This window comes from Aestuariirhabdus sp. LZHN29 (assembly GCF_049985285.1).
Taxonomy (GTDB): domain Bacteria; phylum Pseudomonadota; class Gammaproteobacteria; order Pseudomonadales; family Aestuariirhabdaceae; genus Aestuariirhabdus.
This window is the reverse complement of record NZ_JBNIEU010000001.1, coordinates 385,253-409,476: the sequence shown is the minus strand read 5'-3', so window position 1 is coordinate 409,476 and position 24,224 is coordinate 385,253. Positions and strand designations below refer to the sequence as shown.

The window sequence follows — 24,224 nt, the reverse complement described above, 5'->3', positions numbered from 1 at the left end:
TCCGCTAGGCGTTATTCGCAATCGAGGACTTCGATGGTGCGATTGTGATTGGTATAGATGCAGATGTCGGCGGCGATCTCCAGCCCCTTCTCGACGATCTCTCGTGCTTCCAGGTCGGTATTGTGCAGCAGGGCAAGGGCAGCAGACTGGGCAAAGGGTCCACCGGACCCAATGGCGATCAGGCTCTCTTCGGGTTCGATGACATCACCGTTGCCGGTAATGATCAATGAGGCCTTTGAGTCGGCAACCGCAAGCAGCGCTTCGAGGCGGCGCAGTGCGCGATCGGTTCGCCACTCCTTGGCCAGTTCCACCGCAGCGCGAACCAGTTGTCCATGATGCTTTTCTAGCTGCGCCTCGAAACGCTCAAATAGCGTAAACGCATCGGCAGTGCCGCCGGCAAAGCCGGCGATCACCTGGTTGTTGTAAAGCCGACGAACCTTGCGGGCGTTGCCTTTCATAACGGTGTTGCCCATGGATACTTGCCCATCGCCGCCGATAACGACCTTTCCATTGCGGCGAACCGAAAGGATCGTAGTGCCTCGAAATTGTTCCAAAATCAGTTCCTCGTGCTGTCAGCGGCCGCCGGGCTCTGTCGGAGTACGGGGCTGCTTTTAAATCGCGGGTATTGAGTGAATATGGGGTGTTGCCGGCAAACTTCAAGTCTTCCAGGGTTACTTAAGTTGCAGTGGCAGGGGGTTGATGTCGAGTGCAGTGAGGGTTTTGCGGGCCTGGTTGAGGCGGCTTGTGTCGCTGAAAGGGCCGACCTGTACCCGGTACCAGGTTTCATTACCACGGATGGTGACCTTTTGGGTTTTAACATCGAGCCCTTCGAGTGTGAGCTGGGCTCGAAGTCGGTCTGCATCACCGAGGTTACGGAATGATCCCGCCTGCAGCAGGTATATGCTCGGTTTTTTCGGGGCGGTCGTTGCTGTGGCAGATTTTGTCGCTGTTGTCGGTAGGGGGGGAGCATCAGGCACCAGCACCTCGCTTTCCGGAAGCAGGGTGTAAAAATCGAACACGGCGCGGGGCCGCTCTTCGCTACCGGTTTGTTCCTCTGCTGTATCGGCCAGGTCTCTTACGTCGACGGCGTTAGGGGCCAGCTTCATCAAAAAAGCGATAAACAGTCCGGTGACGATGCCGGTGAACATCCAAACCCAGCCGGGCACGCTGGAGCGTGGGCCGGAGCGCTGTGGTGTTGGCTTTCGGCTGGCGCCGCCTTGTGTTTTGCTGTGTCGACTCATGGAGGGGGAAGCAGTTCCGCGTAGCAGGCAATCCGGTGCGCCATTATCGCCATTGTTGGCAAGTGAGTACAAGGGGCTTATTAGCCGGTATTGGGGCCGTAGTAGGGGTTTGTACTATTGTTATACAACGCCCTTTTGGTTAGTATCCGCCCCTATGAAAACTGCACCTGTCCAGCCTATGGTTATCGATACATTCGACCTGTACCTCGAACACCGTGGTGTGGATGCCGCTGCCGTAAATATGGTGCGACGACGCCCCCGCTTGCACTAACCCTGCTAGGCCGGTCGGCGAAGATTTATAGAAACCCGATCAGTCCGTCTGGTCGGGTTTTTTTGTATTCCGATTATTTGCTTACTCTTATATTTGCCAACCTTAAGGAAGTCTCATGAATATTCGCCAGTTTCTTGATGCCAAGGTCGCCGATGCGCTGCATTCTGTAGGTGCCCCCGAGGGTAGCGCCGGTATGGTGCGTCCCAGTGCGCGAGTTAATTTTGGTGATTATCAAGCCAATGGAGTGATGGCGGTTGCCAAGCGCCAAGGCGTTAATCCTCGAGACATGGCGCTTAAAGTTCAGGCCGCGCTGGAAACCGAGCTAGGCGATGTAGTAGAAAAACTTGAAGTGGCGGGCCCTGGCTTTATCAATATATTCCTTAAGCCAGGGTGGGTGGCCGCACAGCTTGAGCAATCCTATGGCAGTGACCGCGCGGGCGTCAGCCTGGCAGGCAGTCCGCAGACCGTAGTGGTTGATCTCTCCGCGCCCAATGTGGCCAAGGAGATGCATGTCGGCCACTTGCGCTCCACGGTTATTGGTGACGCGGTGTCACGTACGCTGGAGTTTTTGGGGCACAGGGTTATTCGGGCCAACCATATCGGTGACTGGGGCACTCAGTTCGGAATGTTGATTGCTCACCTAGAAGAGCTGCAAAAAGAAAATCCGGACATCATGAAGGCGGAGCTCGGGGATCTGGAGCAGTTTTATCGCGAATCCAAGACCCACTATGACAGCGACCCTGACTTTGCTGCCCGAGCCCGCAACTATGTTGTCAAGCTCCAGAGGGGAGATGCCTGGTGCTTGCAAATGTGGCGCAAGCTGGTGGATGTGACCATGGTGCAGAATCAGATCACCTATGATCGCTTGAATGTAAATATCGGTCCCAAGGACACCATGGGCGAAAGTATGTACAACGACATGCTGCCCGCCATCGTCACCGACCTCAAGGCCAAGGGGATCGCCGTCGAAGATGATGGCGCGCTGGTGGTGTTTCTTGATGAGTTCAAGGGCAAGGATGGCGACGCCATGGGCGTCATTATTCAAAAGCGTGATGGAGGGTTTCTCTACACCACGACCGATATCGCCTGTGCCAAATATCGCTATGAAACATTGGGCGCTGATCGCGTGCTCTACTACATCGATGCGCGTCAGGCCCAGCACCTGCAGCACGCCTGGACCATCGTGCGCAAGGCCGGTTATGTACCAGAATCCGTGCCGTTGGAGCATCATGCGTTTGGTGTCATGTTAGGTAAAGATGGAAAACCCTTTAAAACCCGCAGTGGTGGCACGGTCAAGCTGTCCGAGCTGCTGGACGAGTCGGTTGTCCGGGCCACGGCCCTGATCGCACAAAAGAGCCCTGATATGGATCCACGGCAGCAAGCGGAGGTGGCTAATGCGGTCGCGATCGGGGCGGTAAAGTACTCGGACCTGTCAAAAAACCGGACCACAGACTACATCTTCGACTGGGATAATATGCTCTCCTTTGAGGGGAATACAGCACCCTATCTGCAGTATGCCGTTACCCGTATCCGCTCGATTTTCCGTAAGGGAAATATGGAGCTGTCGGGGCTGGAGGGTAAGCTGCTTATCGTCGAATCGGAAGAGCAGGCGCTCGCCACCAAGTTGCTGCAGTTTAACGAGGTGGTTGATAACGTTGCCCGCGAAGGCTGCCCGCACCTGATGTGTACTTATCTGTACGAGTTGGCGGGTGCCTTTATGTCGTTTTACGAGGCCTGCCCTGTAAATAAAGATGGAGTTGATCCCGCAGTACGCGCGAGCCGCCTTAAACTCTGCGCACTGGTGGCGAGTGAGCTTGAGTTGGGGCTGGACCTACTCGGTATCGAAACCGTCGAGCAGATGTAATTGGGTGTAAGCTGCGCCGCTCATGGGGGCGGCGCGCCATTGATTCTTTGGCGATAGGCTTTCAGTAGCGGGCGGTAGCGCAGAGAGCGCCAGCCTAGGCGATCAATCTTTTGCTGCGCTTGTTCCAGCGCTATCGCAGCCCCTTCGCGGTCGCCCGTGGATAGGGCAATATCGATTAACATCCATTCCACGTCGGGTCGCCCGTTCTGGTTTGCGGCGCGGGCCTGGGTTTTCGCTTCTTCGAGGTCACCCACCAGCAGGGCAAGTTTGGCCTGCATGAAATGCACGGCGTGGCGGCCGCTGTAGGCGGGGTTCTCCTGCAGGGTTACGAGCAGCTGGCTAGCATTCTCAATGGGCCAGCGGGGGCAGTTGTTTGTTCCTAGGGCACCCAGCAGTTGCTGCAGGCTGTCGATAATTTCTCGGGAGTAGGTGATCCCTTGCCAATAGCCTGGGTTGGGCAGGGGAACCTCTTCGCTACAGCTCAGTAGTAACAGTCGCCCCTGACGAGAGGCGGGTAGCTGTGACCAGGATTTGTCGTGCAGCAGTAGCCTGACGGCGGCATCCCCTTCCCCCCGTTTTAAAAGCTGCTGGGCACCACTCAGGCGCGCGCGCTCGGAGTTCGGGTGCTGCTCCATTTTTTCTGCCGCCATCAGCAATGGCTGGCTCCAGAGGTGGGCCTGCTGCCAGGTGACGCTGGCGATCGCCAGCAGGTAGAGCGCAAAACCGGTGAGTACAAGTCGCTTCATGGAGGGGCGCTGTTGTAGCAGGCGTTCGCCCCAAAAAATGATCCCCCAACAGACCCCTACCATCGGCAGATAGGTGCGGTGTTCGAAATAGATCTCCAGCGAAATTACGCTGGATTCGAGCAGTTGGGCAAGCAGGTACCAGCCGGTGACAAAGCTGAGGACTGGCCAGTGACGGCTACCCCCAAGGGCGGCGCTTATCAGCAGTAACCATCCCGAGGCAGCGATCAGGGTGCTGACAGGGTACAGCCAGCCGCGAGATAGCGGAAAATCGTCGTGGTAGAGGCCAAGCTCTGGCCCGACCGGCCATAGGAACTGCGCCAGGTAGTGAAACATCACCCGGCCCTCGGTGAGCAGGCGCTGGCCCATGTCGAAGGGGCGGGAACTGTAGTTTAGGGCCTGGGAGAAGAACACTAGGTAGAGCGCAAGCATCACCAGGGGTAGCCACAGGAAGGCGAGCTGATAGCGTTTCCACGCGGGGGGACGAAGACGTTGACGGCACAGGGTGCCGTCGAGCAGTAGCAGCAAGGTTGGCAGTAGGATCGCATTCTCCTTGGCCAGCACCCCAAACAGCAGGCAGGCCCCGTAGCCCAGGGTGAGTCGCAGGTAACCGGCTCGCCAGCGCCCCTGTGCAAACAGCTGGTCGGCCCGCAGATAGAGAGCGACGCCCAGCAGGGAGAAGGTAGCGGCCAGCAGGCTCATACGCTGGATGACGTAGAGTACGCTGCTCAAGTGAAGGGGGGCGATTGCCCACAGCAGGGCAACCGCCAGCGCGAGCCACTGGCTATTGGGAAGCTTACGCAGCGCAAACAGCTGCTGGCTCACCATAGCAACCAGTAGCGTATTAAAAAGGTGGATCAGAAGGTTGATGCGCTTGAACGCTGCGGGGTCCGATGGCCAGCTTTCCGCTTGCAGGGCAAAGCTGAACATGGTCAATGGTCGGCCAAGGGCGCTGGAGGCGTTTTGCAGGGTCGCAAACCAGAATCCGCCAGGCATGGAGACGCTGGACAATACCGACAGGTTGGGAAAATCATCCAGATAGAAATCACTCTTCAGGCCGCCGCCAAATAGCGCGGTTATTGCACACAGCGCCACTATCAGGCCAAGAGCAAAGAGGATGTCGCGCCGGACTGCCACTACAGCATCTCCTGCGGGTCCACATCTACCGACCAGCGAACCTTGCGGCTGAGGGGGTGGGATTCCATGTCGGGTAGCAGGCGTTGCAGCAGTTGGTGCAGTGCTTTGCGGGAGCTGCTTTGCAGCAGTAGCTGGCAGCGGTAGCGTCCCTGGCGGCGTTCCATGGGGGCGGCGATTGGTCCCAGCATGCTGAGCTTATGGTTTGTGTTGTCTTGCGAATATCTGTTTCCGAGTTCACGGATGTCGGCGAGGAACTGCTGGCTGAGCTCCATGTGAGGGGATTCGCTGCGCAGCAGTACCAGATGGCTATAGGGCGGGAGTCCAAGCAGGCTGCGCTCTTGCAGCAGGGTTCGAGCAAAGGACTCATACCCCTGCTGGATCAATTGCAGCAGGGCGGGGTGTTCCGGGTTGTGGGTCTGGATAGCGACCGTGCCTTGCCGGTCGGCCCTTCCTGCCCTGCCGGCAACTTGCAGCAGTAGCTGACCCATGCGCTCGATTCCGCGAAAGTCGGTGCTGAACAGGCCGCTATCGACATCGAGGATAGCGACCAGCGTAACCGCGGGGAAGTGATGCCCTTTGGCCAGCATCTGTGTGCCCAGCAGGATACCCGGTGCCCCTCGATGAATCTGTTGCAGTAACTGGTTCATCGCATCTTTTTTGCGCGTGCTGTCCCGGTCGATACGCAGAATCGACGCCCGCGGGAAGCGTTGCTGGAGTTCCTCCTCGCTGCGCTCGGTGCCTCGTCCTACGGGATAGAGTTCGTGACTGCCGCACTGGGGGCAGCGGTGAGGCACCTCGCCCTGGCTGTCGCAATGGTGGCAATGCAGGTGGGGCGGGGTCCGGTGCAGGGTCATGCGTGAATCACAGAGCCGGCAATCGGCAACCCAGCCGCATTGGTGGCAGAGCAGGGTAGGGGCGTACCCCCGTCGATTGAGAAATAACAGTACCTGATTGCCCTGTTTCAGGTGTTGCTCCACCTGAAGTTGCAGTGCGCTGGTCATGCCCGCTACCAGCGTCTGGTTACGCAGGTCGAGGAGCTCGTAATGGGGTTGGGTTGCGGCGGCGCGATAGGGCAGCAACAGTTGACTGTAACGCTGTTGCAAGGCGTTGTGCAGAGACTCCAGACAGGGGGTGGCTGAACCCAGAATAATCGGGATCTGCTCCAGTTTAGCGCGGTAGATCGCCAGGTCGCGCGCGTTGTAGCGCAGCCCATCCTGCTGCTTGTAAGAGCCGTCATGCTCTTCGTCGACAATGATAATTCCTGGGCGGAGTAGGGGCGTAAACAGGCTACTGCGGGTCCCTATCAGGATTCCGGCCCTGCCGCTGCGGGCGTCCAACCATGCCTTGAGTCGTTCACGGTCGTTGAGACCGGAGTGCATGGCGGCGACGGCAACGTTAAAGCGTTGGCGAAAGCGTTGCAGGGTTTGTGGGGTGAGGCCAATCTCGGGTACCAGCACCAATGCCTGCTTGCCCTGCTGCAGCACCTGTTCGATGCAGTGCAGGTAGACCTCTGTTTTGCCGCTGCCTGTCACGCCTTGCAGCAGGTGACAATGGAACTTATCAAGGCCGCAATTGATGCGCTCCACAGCGCTCTGTTGATCGCTATTGAGGGGCAGGGGGGCTTCGTGAAGCAGTGTTCCCCGATGCTGTATTGGCTCGTCGAGGTACTCGCACTCAACAAGCTGCTTCTCGTTGAGGGCTTTAAGTGTGGCGCTATTGATCCCCAGGCTGGCAAGCAGGGGACGGCTAATGCCCTTCGGGTGCAGGTTCAGTTGCTCCATGGCTTGAAGCTGCTTCGGTGCACGCTGAAGGGTTTGCCGCAACGCCGCATCCAGTGGTTGCGCACAACGCCAGTGGGCTTCGGCGAGGCTGGCGGGGTGGCCTTGGCGCAGTAGTGCGGGAAGTGCGATGCTCAGGGTGTCGCCAAGGCTGTGGTGGTAGTAGTCAGCGCACCAGCGACACAGTGCCAGAACCGAAGGTGGCAGCAGGGGGGTGGTATCAATCAGCTCTATGGCGGTTTTCAACTGCTCCAGTGGCAGCTCACTGCTATCGGGTTGTTCGACCAGAACACCTACCAGAGTGCGCTTGCCGAAAGGCACGCTGATGCGTACTCCTGCCGTTAGCGATTGCTGCGGCCATTGCTCGGGAGCGCGGTAATCGAACAGGCGCCGCAGGGGGGAGGGCAGTGCGATCCGCAGGATCCGTCCTGATCGATCGGTGGAGATCATCGAGTTGTGGCTGCCTTGTATCGAAGTTGGTTTTGATTGCGCTATGGTATCACCGTCGGCGCAAGGAGAAAGGTTTTGCTATCGTCTTTGCAGGACTTGCTTCTTGGTGGAATTCTGGTAGCATGCGCCGTCTTATTTTTGCCCCGAATAAATGTGGGCAAGGCTAGAGTGCGGTGCCAGGCAGTGGGCTTGGTGGCGGTGCTCACTACTTTTAGAGGAATAGATCATGAAGGCCGATATTCATCCAGCTTACGAAGAGATCGAAGCAACTTGTAGCTGCGGTAACGTAGTCAAGACTCGTTCTACCCTGTGCAAGCCAATTCACCTCGACGTTTGCTCAGCTTGCCACCCCTTCTACACCGGTAAGCAGAAGGTACTTGACGCTGGCGGCCGTATCGAGCGCTTCAAGCAGCGTTTCGGTGGTCTCTCCACTCGCAAGTAAGAGTGAGTCCCTGAAAATGGGATGTTGGAAAAAGGCGCTTATTGCAAGCGCCTTTTTTATTGCCTGTCATTCGGCGTTCGCGCTGACCTGCGCCCCGGTGGGCGGCTTGCAAGAGGTGGGTTGGCAGCGAATTTACGATGGCGACACACTGTTGTTAGAAGATGGCAGGCGGTTGCGGCTGTTGGGTATTAATACTCCAGAGATGGGGCGAGAGGGTCGGGCGGATGAGGTCGGGGCGTTAGCCGCGAAAAGCTTTGTTGAGCGCCTGCTTGCGGGCTCCCGGCGGCTGTACATTGATCCTGCCGTGGAAGACAGGGATCGTTATGGTCGCTTGCTGGCGCGAGTTTATCTGGGGCCGGGACGGCGTAACCTGTCCGAGCTTTTGCTTGAGCAGGGGTTGGGTGCCTTGGTTGTGGTGCCGCCCAATGGTGACGGTTGGCAGTGCCTTGCGGCGGCCGAGCAGCGTGCTCGCCTGGCAGGCCTGGGCATATGGAGTCATCAACCCGCGCCGGCGGCCACGGTATCGCGCAGTGGATTCTACGTCTTGCGAGGGCGTATCTCCGGGGGGAGTCGGGGAGGGGATTTCATCTGGTTGGAGTTGGATGAGCATCTGGTATTAAGAGTCTCCCAGCGGGATCGTCAGCGGTTTTCAGCGCTACCGGGATTACTGGGTGAAGGTCGGCGGGTGGAGGTGCGGGGCTGGGTTATTGACCGGCAAGCACGAGGAGGTACACTGAAATCAGGTTATCGCCGCTGGATGCTGCCTGTGCGTCATCCAGCAATGATCAGGATTATCCAGTAACCGGTTGGCAGGAGTGAGTGTGGTCAGGTGGGTGTTGAAGGTCGTGTCAGGTTGGCGGGGAGTAGTGCGTGTCTTCGCGGCCCTGTGGGTACTGGTTTGGCTGCAAGGCTGCGCAGTGAATCCGGCCACGGGGGACCGGGATTTTGTACTGATGTCAGAAGCCGATGAGATCAGCATGGGGCGTAAGTACAGCCAGGAGATTCGGAAACAGTATCCCTTCTATGCTGATCAGCGGCTGCAGCGGTACGTGCAGACCATCGGTCGTAAGGTGGCTGCCAATAGTCACCGTAGTGCCCTTGAATACCAGTTTACGGTGATCGATACGCCGGATATTAATGCCTTTGCGTTACCCGGTGGCTTTATTTACATCCATCGGGGATTAATGGCGTACCTGAACTCTGAGGCAGAGCTGGCTGCCGTGTTGGCCCATGAGGTGGGCCATGTAACCGCGCGGCATAGTGTTCAGCAGCAGAGTATGGCCATGGCCGGTAATATCCTGAGTCAGGTCGTTGCGGTCTACGCGGGTGGGGCTGCCGGGGATCTGAGCAATATCGCCAGTACGGCGCTGGTGAGCGGCTATGGCCGCGATCATGAGCTGGAGGCCGACGGTTTCGGAGCGCAGTATCTGGCGAATTCTGGTTATGATCCCCAAGCCATGATCGAGGTGATTGAAGTGCTCAAGAATCAAGAAACCTTTGCGCAGTTGCGAGCCCAAGAGAGCGGTCAGCAGGTGGCAAGTTACCATGGACTGTTTTCAACCCATCCGGCAAACGATGAACGGTTGCAGGGAGTCGTTGGTCAAGTCCCGGCGCTGGGTAATGGTCGCGTGGGTCGGGATGATTATCTCAAGGCGGTAGATGGCATGGCGTTTGGCAATAGTGCCGCCCAGGGCATTGTTGATGGTCGCCATTTTTTGCATAAGCCGATGAATCTTAAGGTCACTTTTCCTGAGGGGTGGAAATTGCAGAACCAGCCCGAGCAGCTGGTCGCTATCGCTCCGGAGGAGAAAGCCTTTCTGTTACTACAAATGGGCGAGATCAAAAATGGCTACACACCGGCCGAGTATCTGCACGAGCGAGTTGGGAAGAGTCGGGTGAGGCAGGGATTTGATATCGAAGGGAAATCCTATCGAGGGTACAGTGCTGTGGTGGATCCTCGCGGTAAACCGCTGCATCGGGTGGCGGTTATTTATTACGACGGGAAGGTGTTTGAGTTGATCGGCTCGGTGAAAAATGAGCGTGAGTTTGACGCCTTTGATCGCTCAATGCAGGTGGCCATCGCAAGTTTTGGCCCCCTCCCCAAGGTCGACTCTGCCAAGGCGGATGGGTTGCACCTTAAGCGTGTTCGTGCCAAAAGCGGGGATCGCTACGCCTCCCTGGCGTCGCGTAGCCCTCTGTCCCGTTATGCAGAAGCGCAACTGCGCTTGATCAATGACCAGTATCCGGATGGGGAGCCGGCACCAGGGCAGTGGCTAAAGGTGATCTATTGATCGGGCTAATACCCACTATAAGCGTGGGCTGCTTGTGAGGTGAATCGGTTTTCTATATCCTTTGGCTCCCCATAATTCACTAGATCGGGACATACGCCATGTCTGAGGATATGAAACAAGCTGCACTGGACTACCATGCCAACCCCAAGCCGGGCAAAATCAGCATAGAACTGAGTACCCCAGCAGAAACTTCCCGCGACCTGTCGCTGGCCTATAGCCCTGGTGTGGCTGAGCCGGTGCGCGAGATCGCTAAAGACCCTGAAAACGCTTACAAATATACGGCCAAGGGCAACCTTGTCGCGGTTATCAGTAATGGTAGCGCGATTCTGGGTCTCGGTAATCTGGGCTCTTTGGCCAGCAAGCCTGTAATGGAAGGTAAGTCGCTTCTGTTCAAGAAGTTTGCCGGTGTAGATTCCATTGATATCGAAGTGGATACTCAGGATCCTCAGGAAATTATCGATACCGTGAAATTGATTGCCAACACCTTTGGTGGCATCAACCTGGAAGATATCAAGGCACCCGAGTGCTTTGAAATTGAGCGGGTACTGATCGAACAGTGCGATATCCCTGTATTTCATGACGACCAGCACGGAACCGCCATCGTGACCGCTGCCGGCATGCTCAACGCCCTGGAGATCGCAGGCAAAACCATCGACCAGGCGAAGATGGTTGTGTTGGGTGCGGGCGCAGCTGCAATTGCCTGTACCAAGCTGCTAATCAGCTGCGGCATGAAAGCTGAAAATATCTATATGCTTGATCGTAACGGTGTGATCCATCATGGCCGTGATAACCTGAATCAGTACAAGGCTGAATTTGCCATCGAGACCGACAAGCGCACGCTGGATGATGCCATCGATGGTGCCGATGTCTTCCTGGGGCTGTCCGGCCCTAATCTATTGTCGGCGGATCAGTTGGCGAAGATGGCGAGTGACCCCATCGTGTTTGCGTGCTCGAACCCTGATCCCGAGATCAGTCCTGAGCTTGCGAATGCGACCCGTAGCGATGTGATCATGGCGACCGGTCGTTCCGACTATCCGAATCAGGTTAACAACGTGCTGGGCTTCCCCTTCATCTTCCGTGGTGCGTTGGATGTGCGTGCAACCGCGATTAACGAAGAGATGAAAGTGGCAGCGGCTTACGCCATCAAGGACCTGGCCAAGCAGCCTGTGCCTGCTGAGGTGTTGAAGGCATACGGTGTTGACGCTATGGATTTTGGGCGGGATTACATTATCCCCAAGCCAATGGATGCTCGTTTGCTGGGCGCGGTGTCTGGTGCGGTTGCGAAGGCTGCTGTTGATAGTGGTGTTGCTCGCCAGGCCTATCCAAGCAATTATCCGCTGAACTCAATGGATGATATCTAGATCTATTTGAGTCGAAATAGACAAAAAAACGCCCCGTTGACCGGGGCGTCAGACCACTGACAAACCCCGGTATTTTTACCGGGGTTTGCTTTTTCTAGGACTTGGTAGCTGATTGATGGAAGTTTTCCTGCTGTTGAAGCTGAAGCTATTTTCTTCCGTCTGCCGGCTCAAGCGGTCTTACAATGGGCCGTGTCGCGATAAAACTTGGAGCTGAAAGGGTAAAAACACCTGTTCAGGCGCATAGCAGGGCTATTTTCTTCATGTTCTGCGCGGCGGCAGTCATCAGGCACTGCGCGGCCACCTTTTCTTGACCGCGAAAGCGTGCATATCGGTATCCGTGAAGCTGCTTGGCATCAGCAAAACTTCGTTCGACCGTTTCCTTGCGCCGGGCGTATATCAGCCGCCCACCTTCGGTCAGTCGATGACTGTTGGCTCGTTCCTTACTGCCTTCCCACACATGCCGAGTGACGGTTTTTTTGGCGTTTACATTACGCGTGCAGCATTCTCTCTGTGGGCAGTGGCGGCACTGCTTTGAATCGGAGTGGTAGTGACGATAGCCGTTACGGTCAGTGGTCGCGTAGATGAGTGTCTGGCCCTGGGGGCAGCGATAGCTGTCTGTGTTAGCGTCGTAGCGGTATTCGCGCTTGTAGAAGTAGCCCTTGCGGTGCGTGGGCCTGCGATAACTGATCACTCCATAGATGTCGCGATCCTCAAGACCCTTCGTGATGCCGGCGGTAAAATACCCGGCATCCAGTCCCACTGCGCTTACTTCAAAGCCGAAGCGTTGGCGCTGCCGGTCCAGGCGGTTTAGGTAGGGGATGCTGTCATGAACATTCCCGGAGGTGACGTGAACATCGGTGATGATATTGCACCGGTCATCGACCGTCCGGTGGTCAAGGTAAAAGAACCCTTTGGGCTTGCCATCGCGCACCATGTAGCCGCTGTCTGGATCAGTCGTACTTTGCTTGATTTCCCGCGTCTCGGGCTTCTTCGAGCGCGGTGGCAAGGGCTTTTTTCCATGCTTGAGCCGATCCTCCTCAACCGCTTTGTCCAGTTCGCCCAGATAGTCTCGGCAGGATGCCTCGGCGCGTGCCTTGACCCACTTGCCCTTGTTGGCATTGGCTTTTAGGTGAGTGGAATCGGTGTACAACACCTTGCCAGAAACCAGCTTCTTGCGCATCGCCTGGCACACGATCTCATCGAAGATCTGCTGATAAACATCCGACTCATTAAACCGGCGGCGCCGGTTCTGACTGAGCGTAGACGCATCAGGCACCTTGTCGGTCAAGCCCAGCCGCAGAAACCAGCGGTAGGCCACGTTAACTTGTACTTCGCGTATCAGCTGACGCTCGCTACGGATACCGTAGAGGTAGCCGATGAACAACAGCTTGAACAGCATCGTTGGGTCGAGTGCTGGCCGACCGTTGTCTGCGCAGTAAAGGTCCTTAACCAACTCATGGATAAAACTGAAGTCGATGGTCTTGTCGATCTTGCGCAGCAGGTGATCTTGAGGAACGAGTTCGTCGATGGTGACGAACTCCATGGTGGCTTGAGATGGGGGCGTGTCGTTTAGCATACCCTATTATAAAAAGTCCCCGCACAAGGGCGAGGACTTTGTCAGCAATCTGACGCCCCGTTGACCGGGGCGTTTTTTTGTCTGGCGTTTAGCCGCTGGTGAGATCCGAAGCTTTAAAACAGTTCAGGGGGAAGGGGGGGGGGGCTGTCCTCCTGCTCAAGAGACGGCAAGGTGGGATTTTGGATTGCGGCTGGAGCAAACTCCTTTCGAAATACTTCAAAAATGGCGCTGGGGGATCCGCTGGTGGCGGGCGTTCCGTTTTCAGGGTCGATACGCATAGTGATTATCCCTTCTGGCTGGGCCAGAGGCTGCTCGGGAGTATCGTGCAGCGCCTTCGCCATATAGTTAATCCAGATTGGAAGTGCTGCGGTACCGCCGTATTCCCGGGCACCTAATGTGATTGGCTCGTCGAAGCCTACCCAGACAGTGGTGTGAACATCAGGGTTGAATCCTGAGAACCAGGCGTCTTTTTGTTCGTTGGTAGTTCCGGTTTTGCCGCCGATATCCTTGCGTCCCAACACCCGTGCCCTGCGCCCTGTACCGGACTGGATGACATCTCGAAGCATGGTTGTCATGATGTAATTGACGCGTTCATCCATGATGCGCTCGGCGTCAATGGCTGCTGGGGCAATGGTGGCTTGTTCCCCTGCCTGTGCGGATTCCAGTTCGCGCTCCAATTCCAGCTCTAGTTCCAGGGTATCCAGGTCAGTCAGGGCGCTGAGCTCGGAGGTTTCGGCCGTTAATTCATCTGCGCAATTGAGGCGACAGACACGGTGAGGTTGCATCTCAAACAGGGTCTCATCAAGAAGCTCAATGCGTTGGATAAAGTGCGGAATAACTCGGTAACCACCATTGGCGATTGCGATATAGCCTGCGGCGAGATCGTAGGGTGGCATGGTTGCGCTGCCCAGCGCCAATGATAGATCTCTGGGTAGCAGGTCGGGGTTGAAGCCGAAACGTTGCACATACTCCAGGGCTTTTACGATTCCAATATGCCTTAGCAGGCGGATAGATACCAAATTACGGGATTTATAAAGCGCGGTTCGTAGTCGAGTTGGGCCATAAAACCGACCGCTGTCGTTTTGCGGTCGCCAGGTATCTTCCAGCCCCTGGTCTTCAAATACAACCGGAGCATCATTGATGATGGAGGCGGCGGTGAAGCCGTTCTCCAGTGCGGCGCTGTAGATGAAGGGTTTAAAGTTTGAGCCGGTCTGGCGATGGGCTTGGGTGGCCCGATTGAATTTGCTGGAGTGAAAGTTAAACCCACCGACCAGAGAGAGCAGTGCACCATCATCGGGGCGGAAGGAGACAAGGGCACCCTGTACCGAGGGTAGTTGTGCCAACCAGTAGCTCCCGTCGGGCTGGCGCTCAACGCGAATCAGGTCTCCAGGTTTGAGTATGTCTGAAGCCAGCAAAGGCTTCTCCCCCAAGGTGTTAACGTCGATGTGGCGACGGGCCCATGCCATTCCATCCCAGGACATGATGGCAGCGCCGTCGCGCAGCATGATCTCGGCTTGCTGCTGCTCGGTGCTTAACACCACGGCCGGTATGAGTGGCCCGACTACCTGAGTGCTCTTGAGGGCCTCCGCTGCTTGCTCCAGCGCCCCATCGTTGTCCAATAATAACTGGCGTTCGGGGCCGCGGTAGCCATGGCGGCGGTCGTAATCGAGCAAGCCTTGCTGGGTGGCGTCAGTCGCGGCCTGCTGCAGGCTGCTGTCGATAGTGGTGATGACGCGATACCCGTCGGTATAGATTGCGCTGCCAAAGCGATCCAGTAGGTCGGCGCGCACCATTTCGGCGAAATAGGGTGCATCTACGTCGTTTTGGAGTCCGTGGTAACGGGCGGTGACCGGCTCGTTGTGCGCTATATCGTGAGTGGCTTGGTCGATATAGCCCAGGGCCAGCATCCGCCCGAGAATCCAGTTGCGGCGTACCACCGCGCGCTGGGGGTTTATTATCGGGTTATAGCGAGAGGGAGCCTTGGGGAGCCCGGCGATCATTGCAATCTGGGCCAGGGTTAGCTGATCAATCGATTCTCCATAGTACACCTGTGCGGCGGCTTCGATTCCGTAGGCGCGGTTGCCCAAGTAGATTTTATTGAGATATAGCTCCAGGATTTGCTCTTTGGTGAGCTCCTTTTCGATATTAAGCGCGAGCAGTATCTCATTGAATTTACGGGAAAAAACTTTCCTGTTGGAGAGGAAAAAGTTCTTTGCAACCTGCATGGTGATGGTGCTGCCACCGCTTTGGATCTGTCCGCTTTGGATGAGCTGAGAGACGGCCCGCAATAGCCCTTTTATATCGACGCCGTGGTGTTCGTAAAACCGGTCATCCTCTGCCGACAAAACAGCTTCAATCATTTCGGGAGGGATTTGCTCAAAATGCAACGGAGTACGCCGTTTTTCACCGAACTCTGCTATAAGTTTAGCGTCGCTGGTGTAGATTCTTAGCGGGGTTTGCAGGCGAACGTCCTTAAGGCTCTCTACCGTTGGTAGCGCGGGGCTCAAATACAGGTAGGCACTGGCGAAAATGAGCGCCGAGCCACAAATTAAGAGAAAAGTCGCCCAGCACAAAAAACGGGCAAGACGCAGAGTGCTTTTCATGAAATTCCAAACAAATTAAGGGGTTAGAGGATGGCTGGTGCCAGTTATTACGCTAAGTGTCCATTATAAGGAGTTTTTTTTCATTTGATAGATTTGCGCTGTGACAGAGTCTGTTATTTAATGTAGAAATACACAAACCGTCCGTAAGTATCGGATGCTGATAGGAAATTGGCCGTGGCAAGTCTCTTTAAAAAGAAAACCAATACGGTGTTGGGAGTCGATATAAGTTCGACATCCGTCAAGGTGCTCGAGCTGAGCCGTAGTGGGGATCGGTATCGTGTCGAATCCTATGGCGTTGAACCTTTGCCAGAAAACGCCGTAGTTGAGAAGAACATCAATGAGCTCGAAGTGGTGGGTGACGTTGTATCGCGTGTGGTCGGCAAGTCCCGCACCTCTTGCAAAAATGCAGCAGTTGCAGTGGCTGGTTCGGCCGTCATCACAAAAACTATTGAGATGGATGGTGCCCTGAGCGATCAGGAGCTGGAGAGCCAAATCTCGGTTGAGGCGGATCAGTATATTCCCTACCCCCTCGACGAGGTGGCGATCGATTTTGAAGTTCAGGGAGAAGTGGAGCGTAATCCAGGCATGGTCGAGGTGCTGCTTGCGGCTTGCCGAAAAGAAAATGTCGATATGCGAGAGGCGGCGCTGTCTTTGGGTAGCCTGAGCGCCAAGGTGGTGGATGTCGAAGCGTACGCGATTGAACGGACTTTCGATCTCATTAAGCCGCAGCTAGGGGAGACCGAGGACGAGCAGATTGTTGCCATTGTCGATATTGGTGCAACGATGACGACGCTGAGTGTGCTCTCTGACGGAAAAACCATCTATACTCGCGAACAGTTGTTCGGGGGGAAGCAGCTTACAGAGGAGATTCAGCGTCGTTACGCCATCTCTTTTGAAGAGGCGGGCATGAGTAAGAAGCAAGGCGGTGCAGGCCTTCCCGATGAGTATGAAGCCGAAGTGCTGACTCCCTTTAAGGATGCGGTTGTGCAGCAGGTATCCCGTTCGTTGCAGTTTTTCTTCGCGGCCAGCCAATATAACGACGTTGATTATGTGATTCTTGCGGGCGGCACGGCATCTTTGTCCGGCCTGGATCAGATGGTGCAGGAAAAGATCGGCATCCATACGTTGGTCGCCAACCCGTTTGCGAGTATGACCATAGCGAACAAGGTGAACGCGGCCGCACTGAGTAGTGATGCCCCTTCTTTGATGATCGCCTGTGGACTGGCGATGAGGAGTTTTGACTGATGGCTCGTATTAACCTGCTACCGTGGCGGGAAGAGCTACGGGAAGAGAAAAAGAAGCAGTTCCTGACCGTGTTGGTCGGGGTTGCCATTATCGCCGGTGGCTTGGTGTTTCTCGCCGGGCGTCAGGTGGAGGGCATTATCGGGCACCAGATCGCGCGTAATGACTACATCAAGAAAGAGATTAAGACCCTGGACCAGAAAATCAAAGAGATCAGCGCTTTGCGTAAAAAACGTGAGGAGTTGTTGGCTCGGATGAAGGTGATTCAGGAGCTGCAGGGAACGCGGCCGGTCATCGTGCGGGTGTTCGATGAGGTGGCGCGCTCGGTTCCTGATGGGGTGTTTTTTACGTCATTGTCGATCAAAGGTAATAATCTTGCGGTGCAGGGGGTGGCGGAATCCAATAATCGGGTATCGAGCCTGATGCGGGATTTCGACCAGTCAGACTGGTTTTCCAGCCCCAATTTGCAGTCCGTAAACAAGGCGGGAACTCGTGCAGGTAGCGATTTTTCGCTGACGGTTACCCAGGTTAACCCCAATCAGTCTGAAGTCGTGAAGAAAGGGGGCAAAAAATGAGCCTGGCCGATTCCCTGAAGGGTTTAAATGAGTTCGATATTAATGATCTGGATCTGGACAATATCGGCAGTTGGCCGGCCGCGGTAAAGGCCATCATCTGTATCCTGCTGTTGTCCGGTTTGTTGTATGCGGGATACGCCTTCTATGTGCAGGATATGCTGGTTCAGCTGGAGCGTGTCGAGGCAGAAGAGGTTACGTTAAAAGAGCAGTTTGGGAAAAAGGCCTTTCAGGCTGCCAACCTGAATGCGTATCGAGAGCAGATGGTCGAGATGGAAAAATCCTTCGGCGCCCTGGTAAAGCAGTTGCCGAGTGAAACCGAAGTGGCCGGGTTGCTGGAAGATATTACCCATGCCGGCATGGGGAGTGGCCTGGTATTTAGTTCCATCAAGCTGCAGAAAGAGAAGGTGAACGGTTTTTATATCGAGCTTCCCATCCAGATCCAGGTGCAGGGAAATTATCACGACCTGGGCAGTTTTGTTAGTGCGGTGGCTGCGTTGCCACGTATCGTGACACTGCACGACTTTTCAATTAAACCCTCGGGCAAAGATAATAATGAGCTGTTGCAGATGGGGATCACGGCCAAGACCTATCGCTACAACGAACAAAGTAGTAGGGCGAGCGGCAAGAAAAGCAAAAAGAAGCGTAAAAAGTGAGTAGGAGCCAGAGATGATACAGGGTATGCGAAATACGGGTCTGGTTCTGCTGGTGTTGCTGTTGGCTGGCTGCCAGTCGGGGAACGAGTTTGCGGACTTGCAGGCCTATATGGATGAGCAGCGAGCAAGGCCCAAGGGCCAGATCCAGCCCCTGCCAAAATTCACCACCTACGAAGCGTTTACCTACAGTGCAGCGGGAATGCGTAGCCCCTTCCAGCCACCGGTAGCGGTGGCGGTGGATGACACGGTTGCGCCTCCAGCGTCAACCGTGCGGCCAGATCCGAATCGGGTCAAGCAGTTTCTTGAGTCCTTTGATGTGGCGAGTTTCTCTATGGTCGGCAGCATGAGTAATGAGGCTGGCGTATGGGGACTGCTAAGAGGCGCTGATGGGGTCCATCGGGTTAAAGTTGGCGATTTTCTTGGGCGCAATCATGGTCGCATCATGTCGATTGATGAGAACGAAATAAAGCTGATCGAGATCGTTCCCAGCGGGAAAGATGTGTGGGTGGAACGCCCGCGGACTATTGATCTCCGGGAAGGATAGCGCTCTAGGGGGTGTTGCATGAATAAATCACAATACAATGACAGCTGGTGGCTGAAAATGAAGTCGAAACTATTTTCAAAAATTGCACTCTCGGTAGTGACACTAACTTTTGCGTTTGCATCTCATCTTGTACAGGCTGCTTCTATCAAGAGTCTCGATGCCGCATCCCTGCCCGGTGAGAAGGTGGAGTTGTCGTTGGAGTTCGATGGCGAAGTCCCGACACCGAAAGGCTACACCATTGAGCAGCCCGCGCGTATATCAATTGATCTGCCAGGTGCCACCAGTGAGTTGCCCAGCAAATACAACGAGATTGGCTTTGGGAATGCCCGCAGCGTAACGGTCATAGAGGCCAAGGACCGTACGCGTCTGGTCGTAAATCTGGACGCGCCGGCGAATTACACGACACGAACCGTAGGTAATCGCCTTTATATCCTGATTGGGGCCGATCTCGCCGAGTCCAAAACGTTGGCGACGGTAGCGCCAGCCGCCGATAACTCAGCTGCCGAGACCCCTAAGCGGGTCGCTGCCAAGATGGATAGCATTACGGATATTGATTTCCAACGTGGCGAAGGGGGTGAGGGTAATGTGATCGTCACTCTATCAAATGCCAATGTAGCTTTGGATATGAACGAGCGCGCTGGTCGCATTGAGCTTCGGTTCCCAGGGACGGAGTTACCCAAAGATCTGCAGAACAGGTTAGATGTTATCGACTTCGCTACCCCGGTACATTTTGTCGATGCAAGTTCCGAGAAGGATGGTGCGGTCATTATCGTCGAGCCCAAAGGCAGTTACGATTACCTTGCGTATCAAACAGATACCAGCTTAACCATCAGTGTGAAGCCGCTGAGCGTCGAGGAGCTCGAAAAGTTACAAAAGGATCGTTTCTCGTTCACAGGTGAAAAGCTGTCGCTGAATTTTCAGGATATTGATGTGCGCTCGGTGTTGCAGCTGATCGCGGATTTCACCGACCTTAACCTCGTTGCCAGCGATACTGTGGGAGGCAACATTACCTTGCGCCTGCAGAATGTACCTTGGGATCAGGCGTTGGATCTGGTGCTGAAGGCCAAGGGTCTCGACAAGCGTAAGGTTGGTAATGTGTTGATGGTGGCACCGGCAGAAGAGATTGCTGCACGGGAAAAGCAGGAGCTGGAAAATGATCAGCAGATTGCTGAGTTGGCACCGACCTTTTCCGAACTGATGGAGGTTAACTACGCCGATGCTGCCGAAGTCGCAGCCATTCTTGGCAGCGGCGTATTGTCCGAGCGCGGGACTGTTCAAGTAGTTCAGCGCACCAACAGTTTGTTGCTGAATGATACCCAGAGCAAGCTGGATGAGCTGCGGGATCTGGTCAAGCGAATCGATATCCCTGTCAGGCAGGTGATGATCGAGGCGCGTATCGTAAATGCCGAAACCCAGTTTGGTTTGAATCTAGGGGTTAAATGGTCCGGCGGCAAGGTGGGCTCTAAAGGCTCTACTGGTAAGAACACGGTGATTGGTGGTTCTGGTACAACTGCAGTCTCTCCTCCAAGTGCCGCATCTCCGAACCCCTCAGACAACAGTTTCCTTGATTTGGGCGCCGCAGGTTTCGCGGACGGCCAGTCAGCTGCCGCGTTGGCAATAGGTTTCGCTACGAATAGCACGTTGATCAACCTTGAGTTATCGGCACTTGAAAGCTCTGGTAAAGGTGAGGTCATCTCCCAGCCTAAGGTGTTCACAGCGGACAAAACTACTGCTCGTATCGAGTCGGGTACTGAAATTCCGTATCAGGAAGCGAGCTCAAGTGGTGCAACGTCAACCTCGTTTAAAAAGGCAGTTCTCTCGCTGGAGGTAACGCCGCAGATCACACCGGATGGCAATATCATTATGGATATCGCTGTGAATAACGATTCGCCGGATGTTTCAAACTCTCCTGCCAATGGTGAAATTGCCATTCGTACCCAGAAGATTGAGACACAGGTGTTGGTTGCTGATGGAACCACTATTGTATTGGGCGGAATTTTCCAAAATAACAATACAACTCAGGTGACCAAGGTGCCTTTCCTTGGCGATATTCCCTACCTGGGGCAGCTGTTCCGTAGCACCAGCGATTCTGTAACCAAGAGTGAGCTGTTGGTATTCATTACGCCCAAAATCATCGATAATGGGCTGTCCTTGCGGTAACCGATAGCCATGGCTCGATGACACAGTCTGTGATTTTTCTTGTAGGCCCGATGGGTGCTGGTAAAAGCACCATCGGGCGTTTGCTTTCCAAAGAGATTGGCATCCCATTCAAAGACTCGGATCACGAAATCGAGGCGCGCAGTGGCGCCGATATTCCGTGGATATTCGACGTTGAAGGCGAAGAGGGTTTTCGCAAGCGAGAGTCCACCGTATTGCGGCAGTTGGTAGATGCAGGGTCGATGGTGATATCCACCGGTGGTGGAGCCGTTTTGCTGGAAGAGAATAGGCGTTTAATGGTCAATGCAGGCACCGTTGTCTACCTGGAAACGTCCGTTGAGCAGCAGTTGGCACGAACGGCCCGTGATCGAAAACGTCCGCTGTTGCAGACCGCTGACCCCCGTAAGACACTCACAGATCTAATGACGATTCGAGAACCCCTTTACCAGCAGGTAGCGGATATTACTGTGAGCACTGAACATAGCAATCCCCGCATGGTCGTTCAGGCGATCGCTGATCAGTTACGTGAGACCGCCCTTAAGTCGGGAGGCTAAGGTAGTTCTATGCAAACACTAACGGTTGAGCTGGGTGACCGGAGTTACCCCATTCATATTGGGCAGCGACTGCTGGAACGGCCGGCGTTATTGACAGACCATATTTGCGGCCAGCAGGTGTTGGTTGTTAGTAATGAAACAGTGGCACCGCTCTATCTGGATTCGGTTTTGGCCTGCCTCCACGGTTATCAGGTGTCCACCGCCATTCTGCCCGATGGTGAGCAGTACAAAACCCTGGATAGTGTTTCCACATTATTTGACCGGCTACTGGAGGATCGACATAACCGGACGACAACGCTGATAGCGTTGGGTGGTGGTGTCATCGGGGATATGACCGGTTACGCGGCGGCAAGTTATCAGCGCGGGGTTAATTTTATCCAATTGCCCACCACTCTTCTCTCTCAGGTCGACTCCTCCGTCGGTGGTAAAACCGGGGTGAATCACCCTCTGGGGAAAAACATGATAGGGGCGTTTCACCAGCCCCAGGTGGTGCTGATCGATATTGATACCCTGTCGACGCTGCCTGATCGTGAGCTATCGGCAGGTATAGCCGAGGTTATTAAGTACGGCTTGCTCTACGATACCGAGTTCTATCGGTGGCTCCATGGGTCGATGGATGCCTTGGTGGCGCGGGATGTTGATGCGCTCGGATATGCGATCTACCGCTCTTGTGAGATTAAATCGGAAATTGTTGCCAGCGATGAGCGCGAGTCGGGCAAGCGTGCGCTGCTCAATCTGGGGCATACTTTTGGTCATGCGATAGAGACTCATCAGGGATATGGTCATTGGCTACACGGCGAGGCGGTTGCGGTGGGGATGTTGATGGCTGCGGATCTATCGGCCCGAATGGGGTGGGTAGGCAAGGACGATGTGATCGTACTCAAAGATCTATTGAAAAGGGCGGGACTACCTGTCGTCCCACCAAATGATATGAAAGCAGAGGACTTTCTCTCACTCATGGCCGTAGATAAAAAGGTGATCGATGGAGCGCTGCGGCTGGTGCTATTGAGTCCTGTTGGCAGCGCTGTGGTATCGTCTGAATTTTCGGCGGATCGGTTGATGCAAACGCTGGGTGCGGGCCAGGCTCTGGGAGAGCATTGAGGGGGTAGGGTGTCGGAGGGAGCGAATCTCAAGGTGGATGGCAAGGCGTTCAGGCAACGCCTTGAAGAAGCGTTGTCGGATACTAAATCCTTTCGAACGGTTTTTTTTTCCGGTGCCGGGCGGGGAGACGTGCTGGCAAAACTCGATCACCTTACGCAGTTCAGCGATCTGATGCTACTGGTCTGTGCGCCATTGGGTGCAGGAAAAAGCGTCCTCTACCGTGAGTTTATATCGCGCCACGAAGGGAAGGGCGCTATCGTAACCTTAGAGCAGGCATCGACCACCGCACCAACCCAATTAGCAGCATTACTGCAAAAGCAGATCGGTTTTCAGGAGCTGCCCCCTACGGTTGACGAATGGAGGCTGCTCGAAATATTGCAGCAGCACCTGCGAACCCCCCTATTGCTGGTGATCGATGATGCACAGGAGTTGCCCGGTGAGAGTTGGCAGTTCCTGTTCAATGTCGTCAAAGGAGCCCGGGACGTAGGGCTGCATATACGGGTGGTCCTGTTTGCTGACCCCTCGGTGCGGGCCATGTTGGACCTTTATGGCGCAGACCAACCCCTGCACCAGCTCGACCTTCAGCCGCTGGACCGGCAGTCGCTCAAAGAGTACATGGATACTCAACAAGCCAGCGGGCGCTGGGCTGAGCTTGGGAAGTTTTCAGCTGCCTCCCTGGGGGGCTTATTAAAGCGCTCTCAGGGTGTGATAGGTGCTGCGGAGCAGCTGTTGCAGGATCACTGCGATGAAAAGACGACCAGGTCTCGGGGTGGGGGCGGGCTGCCCAGGGCTCACCTCTTGGCGGTTGTGGGCATCATTGCCCTGCTGCTGGCTTCCTATCTATTGCAGGGGGCGTTTGATAATGATCCGTCGGTGCAGGTTCCAGAGCCCGAAGTGTTGATGGAAGTTGATGCTGTCACCGCAGCGATTCCATCAACGTCCGCTCAGATAGCAACAGACGGGGAGTCTATAGATGAATCGCGACAGCGTCTTTTGGACGCTGTCGAAAAACTTGAAGAAAAAAAGGAAACCCCGCTAATAGCGCCAGTCGATGAGGTGGGGAGTCCAGCGACACCTCGTGAAACCCTGTTGCCATCCAATGTGGGCGACAACGCTTCGGTAGATGAGCAGCAAGTTGATGAGCCGGTAGCGGCGGCTACAATACCGCCGGTACCCGTTAGTGCAGCGGCAGTTGCCAGCGCCAAGGCTTCGAAAAGTAGCCCGGTGCTTTCAAAAGGTGCCGAAATAGTGCCTCAGCCCCCTGAAACGGTCTCTCCACCGCCTGTGGACTTGCCGTCCCAACGGTGGCTGGTGTCCCAGTCATCCACGGCGTACAGCTTGCAAATGCTGGGTAGCCACCAGCGAGAAGCGGTAGAAACATTTATTGCGCGTATGGGAAGTGGGTCAAACTGGCACCTGATCGAAACGCGTCATCGGGGTAAGGCATGGTTTATAGCGCTTTACGGCAGCTATACCGACCGCGAGACAGCATTGTCTGCGATTAAGTCGATGTCATCGGTGTTACAAGCGCAAAAGCCCTGGGCACGAGCTATAGCGCCCTTGCAGGCGGAGTACAAAAACCTTTCTGCCGGTAAAAATTGATAGTTAGTATGTTTCGTTATATTAAGCATTCAATATCAA

Annotated in this window: 19 protein-coding genes; 13 read left to right on the top strand and 6 right to left on the bottom strand. The window is 55.3% G+C overall.

The window, feature by feature from the left end:
* Positions 1-11 precede the first annotated feature (11 nt).
* Together hslV and ACP3PW_RS01855 are read right to left on the bottom strand one after the other, a co-directional pair.
* Entirely contained in the window at positions 12-554 is a 543-nt protein-coding gene (gene hslV, locus ACP3PW_RS01860) for an ATP-dependent protease subunit HslV (RefSeq protein WP_426414955.1), read from the bottom strand.
* A 117-nt stretch (positions 555-671) separates the two neighbouring features.
* Complete coding sequence (locus ACP3PW_RS01855) at positions 672-1,241, bottom strand: SPOR domain-containing protein (protein ID WP_426414954.1); 570 nt, start codon at positions 1,239-1,241, stop codon at positions 672-674.
* Positions 1,242-1,627: 386 nt separating this feature from the next.
* On the opposite strand from ACP3PW_RS01855, the gene argS reads away from it, so the two are divergent.
* Positions 1,628-3,376: an arginine--tRNA ligase gene (gene argS, locus ACP3PW_RS01850; protein WP_426414953.1), complete on the top strand. Its 1,749-nt coding sequence runs from the start codon at positions 1,628-1,630 to the stop codon at positions 3,374-3,376.
* A gap of 20 nt (positions 3,377-3,396) precedes the next feature.
* On the opposite strand, the gene ACP3PW_RS01845 is transcribed toward argS, so the two are convergent.
* Positions 3,397-5,256, bottom strand: coding sequence for a hypothetical protein (locus ACP3PW_RS01845; RefSeq protein ID WP_426414952.1), 1,860 nt, complete (start codon positions 5,254-5,256; stop codon positions 3,397-3,399).
* A complete protein-coding gene (locus ACP3PW_RS01840) occupies positions 5,256-7,484 on the bottom strand; it encodes a primosomal protein N' (RefSeq protein ID WP_426414951.1) in 2,229 nt (742 codons plus the stop codon). Before ACP3PW_RS01840 ends, ACP3PW_RS01845 begins: the two co-directional genes overlap by 1 nt.
* A 226-nt stretch (positions 7,485-7,710) precedes the next feature.
* Between ACP3PW_RS01840 and rpmE the strand changes: the two genes are divergently transcribed.
* From rpmE to ACP3PW_RS01820, 4 genes are all read left to right on the top strand, one after another.
* Positions 7,711-7,926 carry a 50S ribosomal protein L31 gene (gene rpmE, locus ACP3PW_RS01835; RefSeq protein WP_426414950.1) on the top strand — a complete coding sequence of 72 codons (216 nt, stop codon included), beginning with the start codon at positions 7,711-7,713 and terminating at the stop codon, positions 7,924-7,926.
* A gap of 16 nt (positions 7,927-7,942) precedes the next feature.
* Positions 7,943-8,728 (top strand): thermonuclease family protein, encoded by a 786-nt coding sequence (locus ACP3PW_RS01830; RefSeq protein ID WP_426414949.1) that lies wholly within the window; start codon positions 7,943-7,945, stop codon positions 8,726-8,728.
* A 19-nt stretch (positions 8,729-8,747) separates the two neighbouring features.
* Positions 8,748-10,217, top strand: coding sequence for a M48 family metalloprotease (locus ACP3PW_RS01825; protein WP_426414948.1), 1,470 nt, complete (start codon positions 8,748-8,750; stop codon positions 10,215-10,217).
* 98 nt (positions 10,218-10,315) lie between these two features.
* The gene (locus ACP3PW_RS01820) at positions 10,316-11,578 is read left to right on the top strand and encodes a malic enzyme-like NAD(P)-binding protein (protein ID WP_426414947.1); all 1,263 of its coding nucleotides are present in this window, start codon (positions 10,316-10,318) and stop codon (positions 11,576-11,578) included.
* Positions 11,579-11,810: 232 nt separating this feature from the next.
* Here ACP3PW_RS01820 and ACP3PW_RS01815 read toward each other — a convergent pair whose 3' ends face one another.
* A complete protein-coding gene (locus ACP3PW_RS01815; RefSeq protein ID WP_426414946.1) occupies positions 11,811-13,154 on the bottom strand; it encodes an IS1182 family transposase in 1,344 nt (447 codons plus the stop codon).
* 113 nt (positions 13,155-13,267) lie between these two features.
* Complete coding sequence (locus ACP3PW_RS01810; RefSeq protein WP_426414945.1) at positions 13,268-15,757, bottom strand: penicillin-binding protein 1A; 2,490 nt, start codon at positions 15,755-15,757, stop codon at positions 13,268-13,270.
* Between the two features lie 174 nt (positions 15,758-15,931).
* On the opposite strand from ACP3PW_RS01810, the gene ACP3PW_RS01805 reads away from it, so the two are divergent.
* Genes ACP3PW_RS01805 through ACP3PW_RS01770 form a run of 8 tightly spaced genes read left to right on the top strand, consistent with a single transcriptional unit; the run spans position 15,932 to position 24,185 of the window.
* On the top strand, positions 15,932-17,002 hold the full coding sequence (locus ACP3PW_RS01805) for a pilus assembly protein PilM (RefSeq protein ID WP_426414944.1): 1,071 nt from the start codon (positions 15,932-15,934) through the stop codon (positions 17,000-17,002).
* A complete protein-coding gene (locus tag ACP3PW_RS01800) occupies positions 17,002-17,574 on the top strand; it encodes a PilN domain-containing protein (protein WP_426414943.1) in 573 nt (190 codons plus the stop codon). Before ACP3PW_RS01805 ends, ACP3PW_RS01800 begins: the two co-directional genes overlap by 1 nt.
* Positions 17,571-18,227, top strand: coding sequence for a type 4a pilus biogenesis protein PilO (locus tag ACP3PW_RS01795; protein WP_426414942.1), 657 nt, complete (start codon positions 17,571-17,573; stop codon positions 18,225-18,227). The genes ACP3PW_RS01800 and ACP3PW_RS01795 overlap by 4 nt, the downstream gene beginning before the upstream one ends.
* A gap of 13 nt (positions 18,228-18,240) precedes the next feature.
* Positions 18,241-18,771: a pilus assembly protein PilP gene (locus ACP3PW_RS01790; protein ID WP_426414941.1), complete on the top strand. Its 531-nt coding sequence runs from the start codon at positions 18,241-18,243 to the stop codon at positions 18,769-18,771.
* Positions 18,772-18,789: 18 nt separating this feature from the next.
* The gene (gene pilQ / locus ACP3PW_RS01785) at positions 18,790-20,931 is read left to right on the top strand and encodes a type IV pilus secretin PilQ (protein ID WP_426414940.1); all 2,142 of its coding nucleotides are present in this window, start codon (positions 18,790-18,792) and stop codon (positions 20,929-20,931) included.
* 17 nt (positions 20,932-20,948) lie between these two features.
* Entirely contained in the window at positions 20,949-21,482 is a 534-nt protein-coding gene (gene aroK / locus ACP3PW_RS01780) for a shikimate kinase AroK (RefSeq protein ID WP_426414939.1), read from the top strand.
* A gap of 9 nt (positions 21,483-21,491) precedes the next feature.
* Positions 21,492-22,583 (top strand): 3-dehydroquinate synthase, encoded by a 1,092-nt coding sequence (aroB, locus tag ACP3PW_RS01775; RefSeq protein WP_426414938.1) that lies wholly within the window; start codon positions 21,492-21,494, stop codon positions 22,581-22,583.
* A 9-nt stretch (positions 22,584-22,592) separates the two neighbouring features.
* Positions 22,593-24,185: an SPOR domain-containing protein gene (locus ACP3PW_RS01770; RefSeq protein WP_426414937.1), complete on the top strand. Its 1,593-nt coding sequence runs from the start codon at positions 22,593-22,595 to the stop codon at positions 24,183-24,185.
* Positions 24,186-24,224: the final 39 nt, after the last annotated feature.

Coding starts and splice junctions, on each gene's coding strand:
- ACP3PW_RS01855 (WP_426414954.1), bottom strand. CDS start 1,241: ATGAGTCGACACAGCAAAACACAAGGCGGCGCCAGCCGAAAGCCAACA.
- argS (WP_426414953.1), top strand. CDS start 1,628: ATGAATATTCGCCAGTTTCTTGATGCCAAGGTCGCCGATGCGCTGCAT.
- ACP3PW_RS01840 (WP_426414951.1), bottom strand. CDS start 7,484: ATGATCTCCACCGATCGATCAGGACGGATCCTGCGGATCGCACTGCCC.
- rpmE (WP_426414950.1), top strand. CDS start 7,711: ATGAAGGCCGATATTCATCCAGCTTACGAAGAGATCGAAGCAACTTGT.
- ACP3PW_RS01830 (WP_426414949.1), top strand. CDS start 7,943: ATGGGATGTTGGAAAAAGGCGCTTATTGCAAGCGCCTTTTTTATTGCC.
- ACP3PW_RS01820 (WP_426414947.1), top strand. CDS start 10,316: ATGTCTGAGGATATGAAACAAGCTGCACTGGACTACCATGCCAACCCC.
- ACP3PW_RS01815 (WP_426414946.1), bottom strand. CDS start 13,154: ATGCTAAACGACACGCCCCCATCTCAAGCCACCATGGAGTTCGTCACC.
- ACP3PW_RS01810 (WP_426414945.1), bottom strand. CDS start 15,757: ATGAAAAGCACTCTGCGTCTTGCCCGTTTTTTGTGCTGGGCGACTTTT.
- ACP3PW_RS01800 (WP_426414943.1), top strand. CDS start 17,002: ATGGCTCGTATTAACCTGCTACCGTGGCGGGAAGAGCTACGGGAAGAG.
- ACP3PW_RS01795 (WP_426414942.1), top strand. CDS start 17,571: ATGAGCCTGGCCGATTCCCTGAAGGGTTTAAATGAGTTCGATATTAAT.
- ACP3PW_RS01790 (WP_426414941.1), top strand. CDS start 18,241: ATGATACAGGGTATGCGAAATACGGGTCTGGTTCTGCTGGTGTTGCTG.
- pilQ (WP_426414940.1), top strand. CDS start 18,790: ATGAATAAATCACAATACAATGACAGCTGGTGGCTGAAAATGAAGTCG.
- aroK (WP_426414939.1), top strand. CDS start 20,949: ATGACACAGTCTGTGATTTTTCTTGTAGGCCCGATGGGTGCTGGTAAA.
- aroB (WP_426414938.1), top strand. CDS start 21,492: ATGCAAACACTAACGGTTGAGCTGGGTGACCGGAGTTACCCCATTCAT.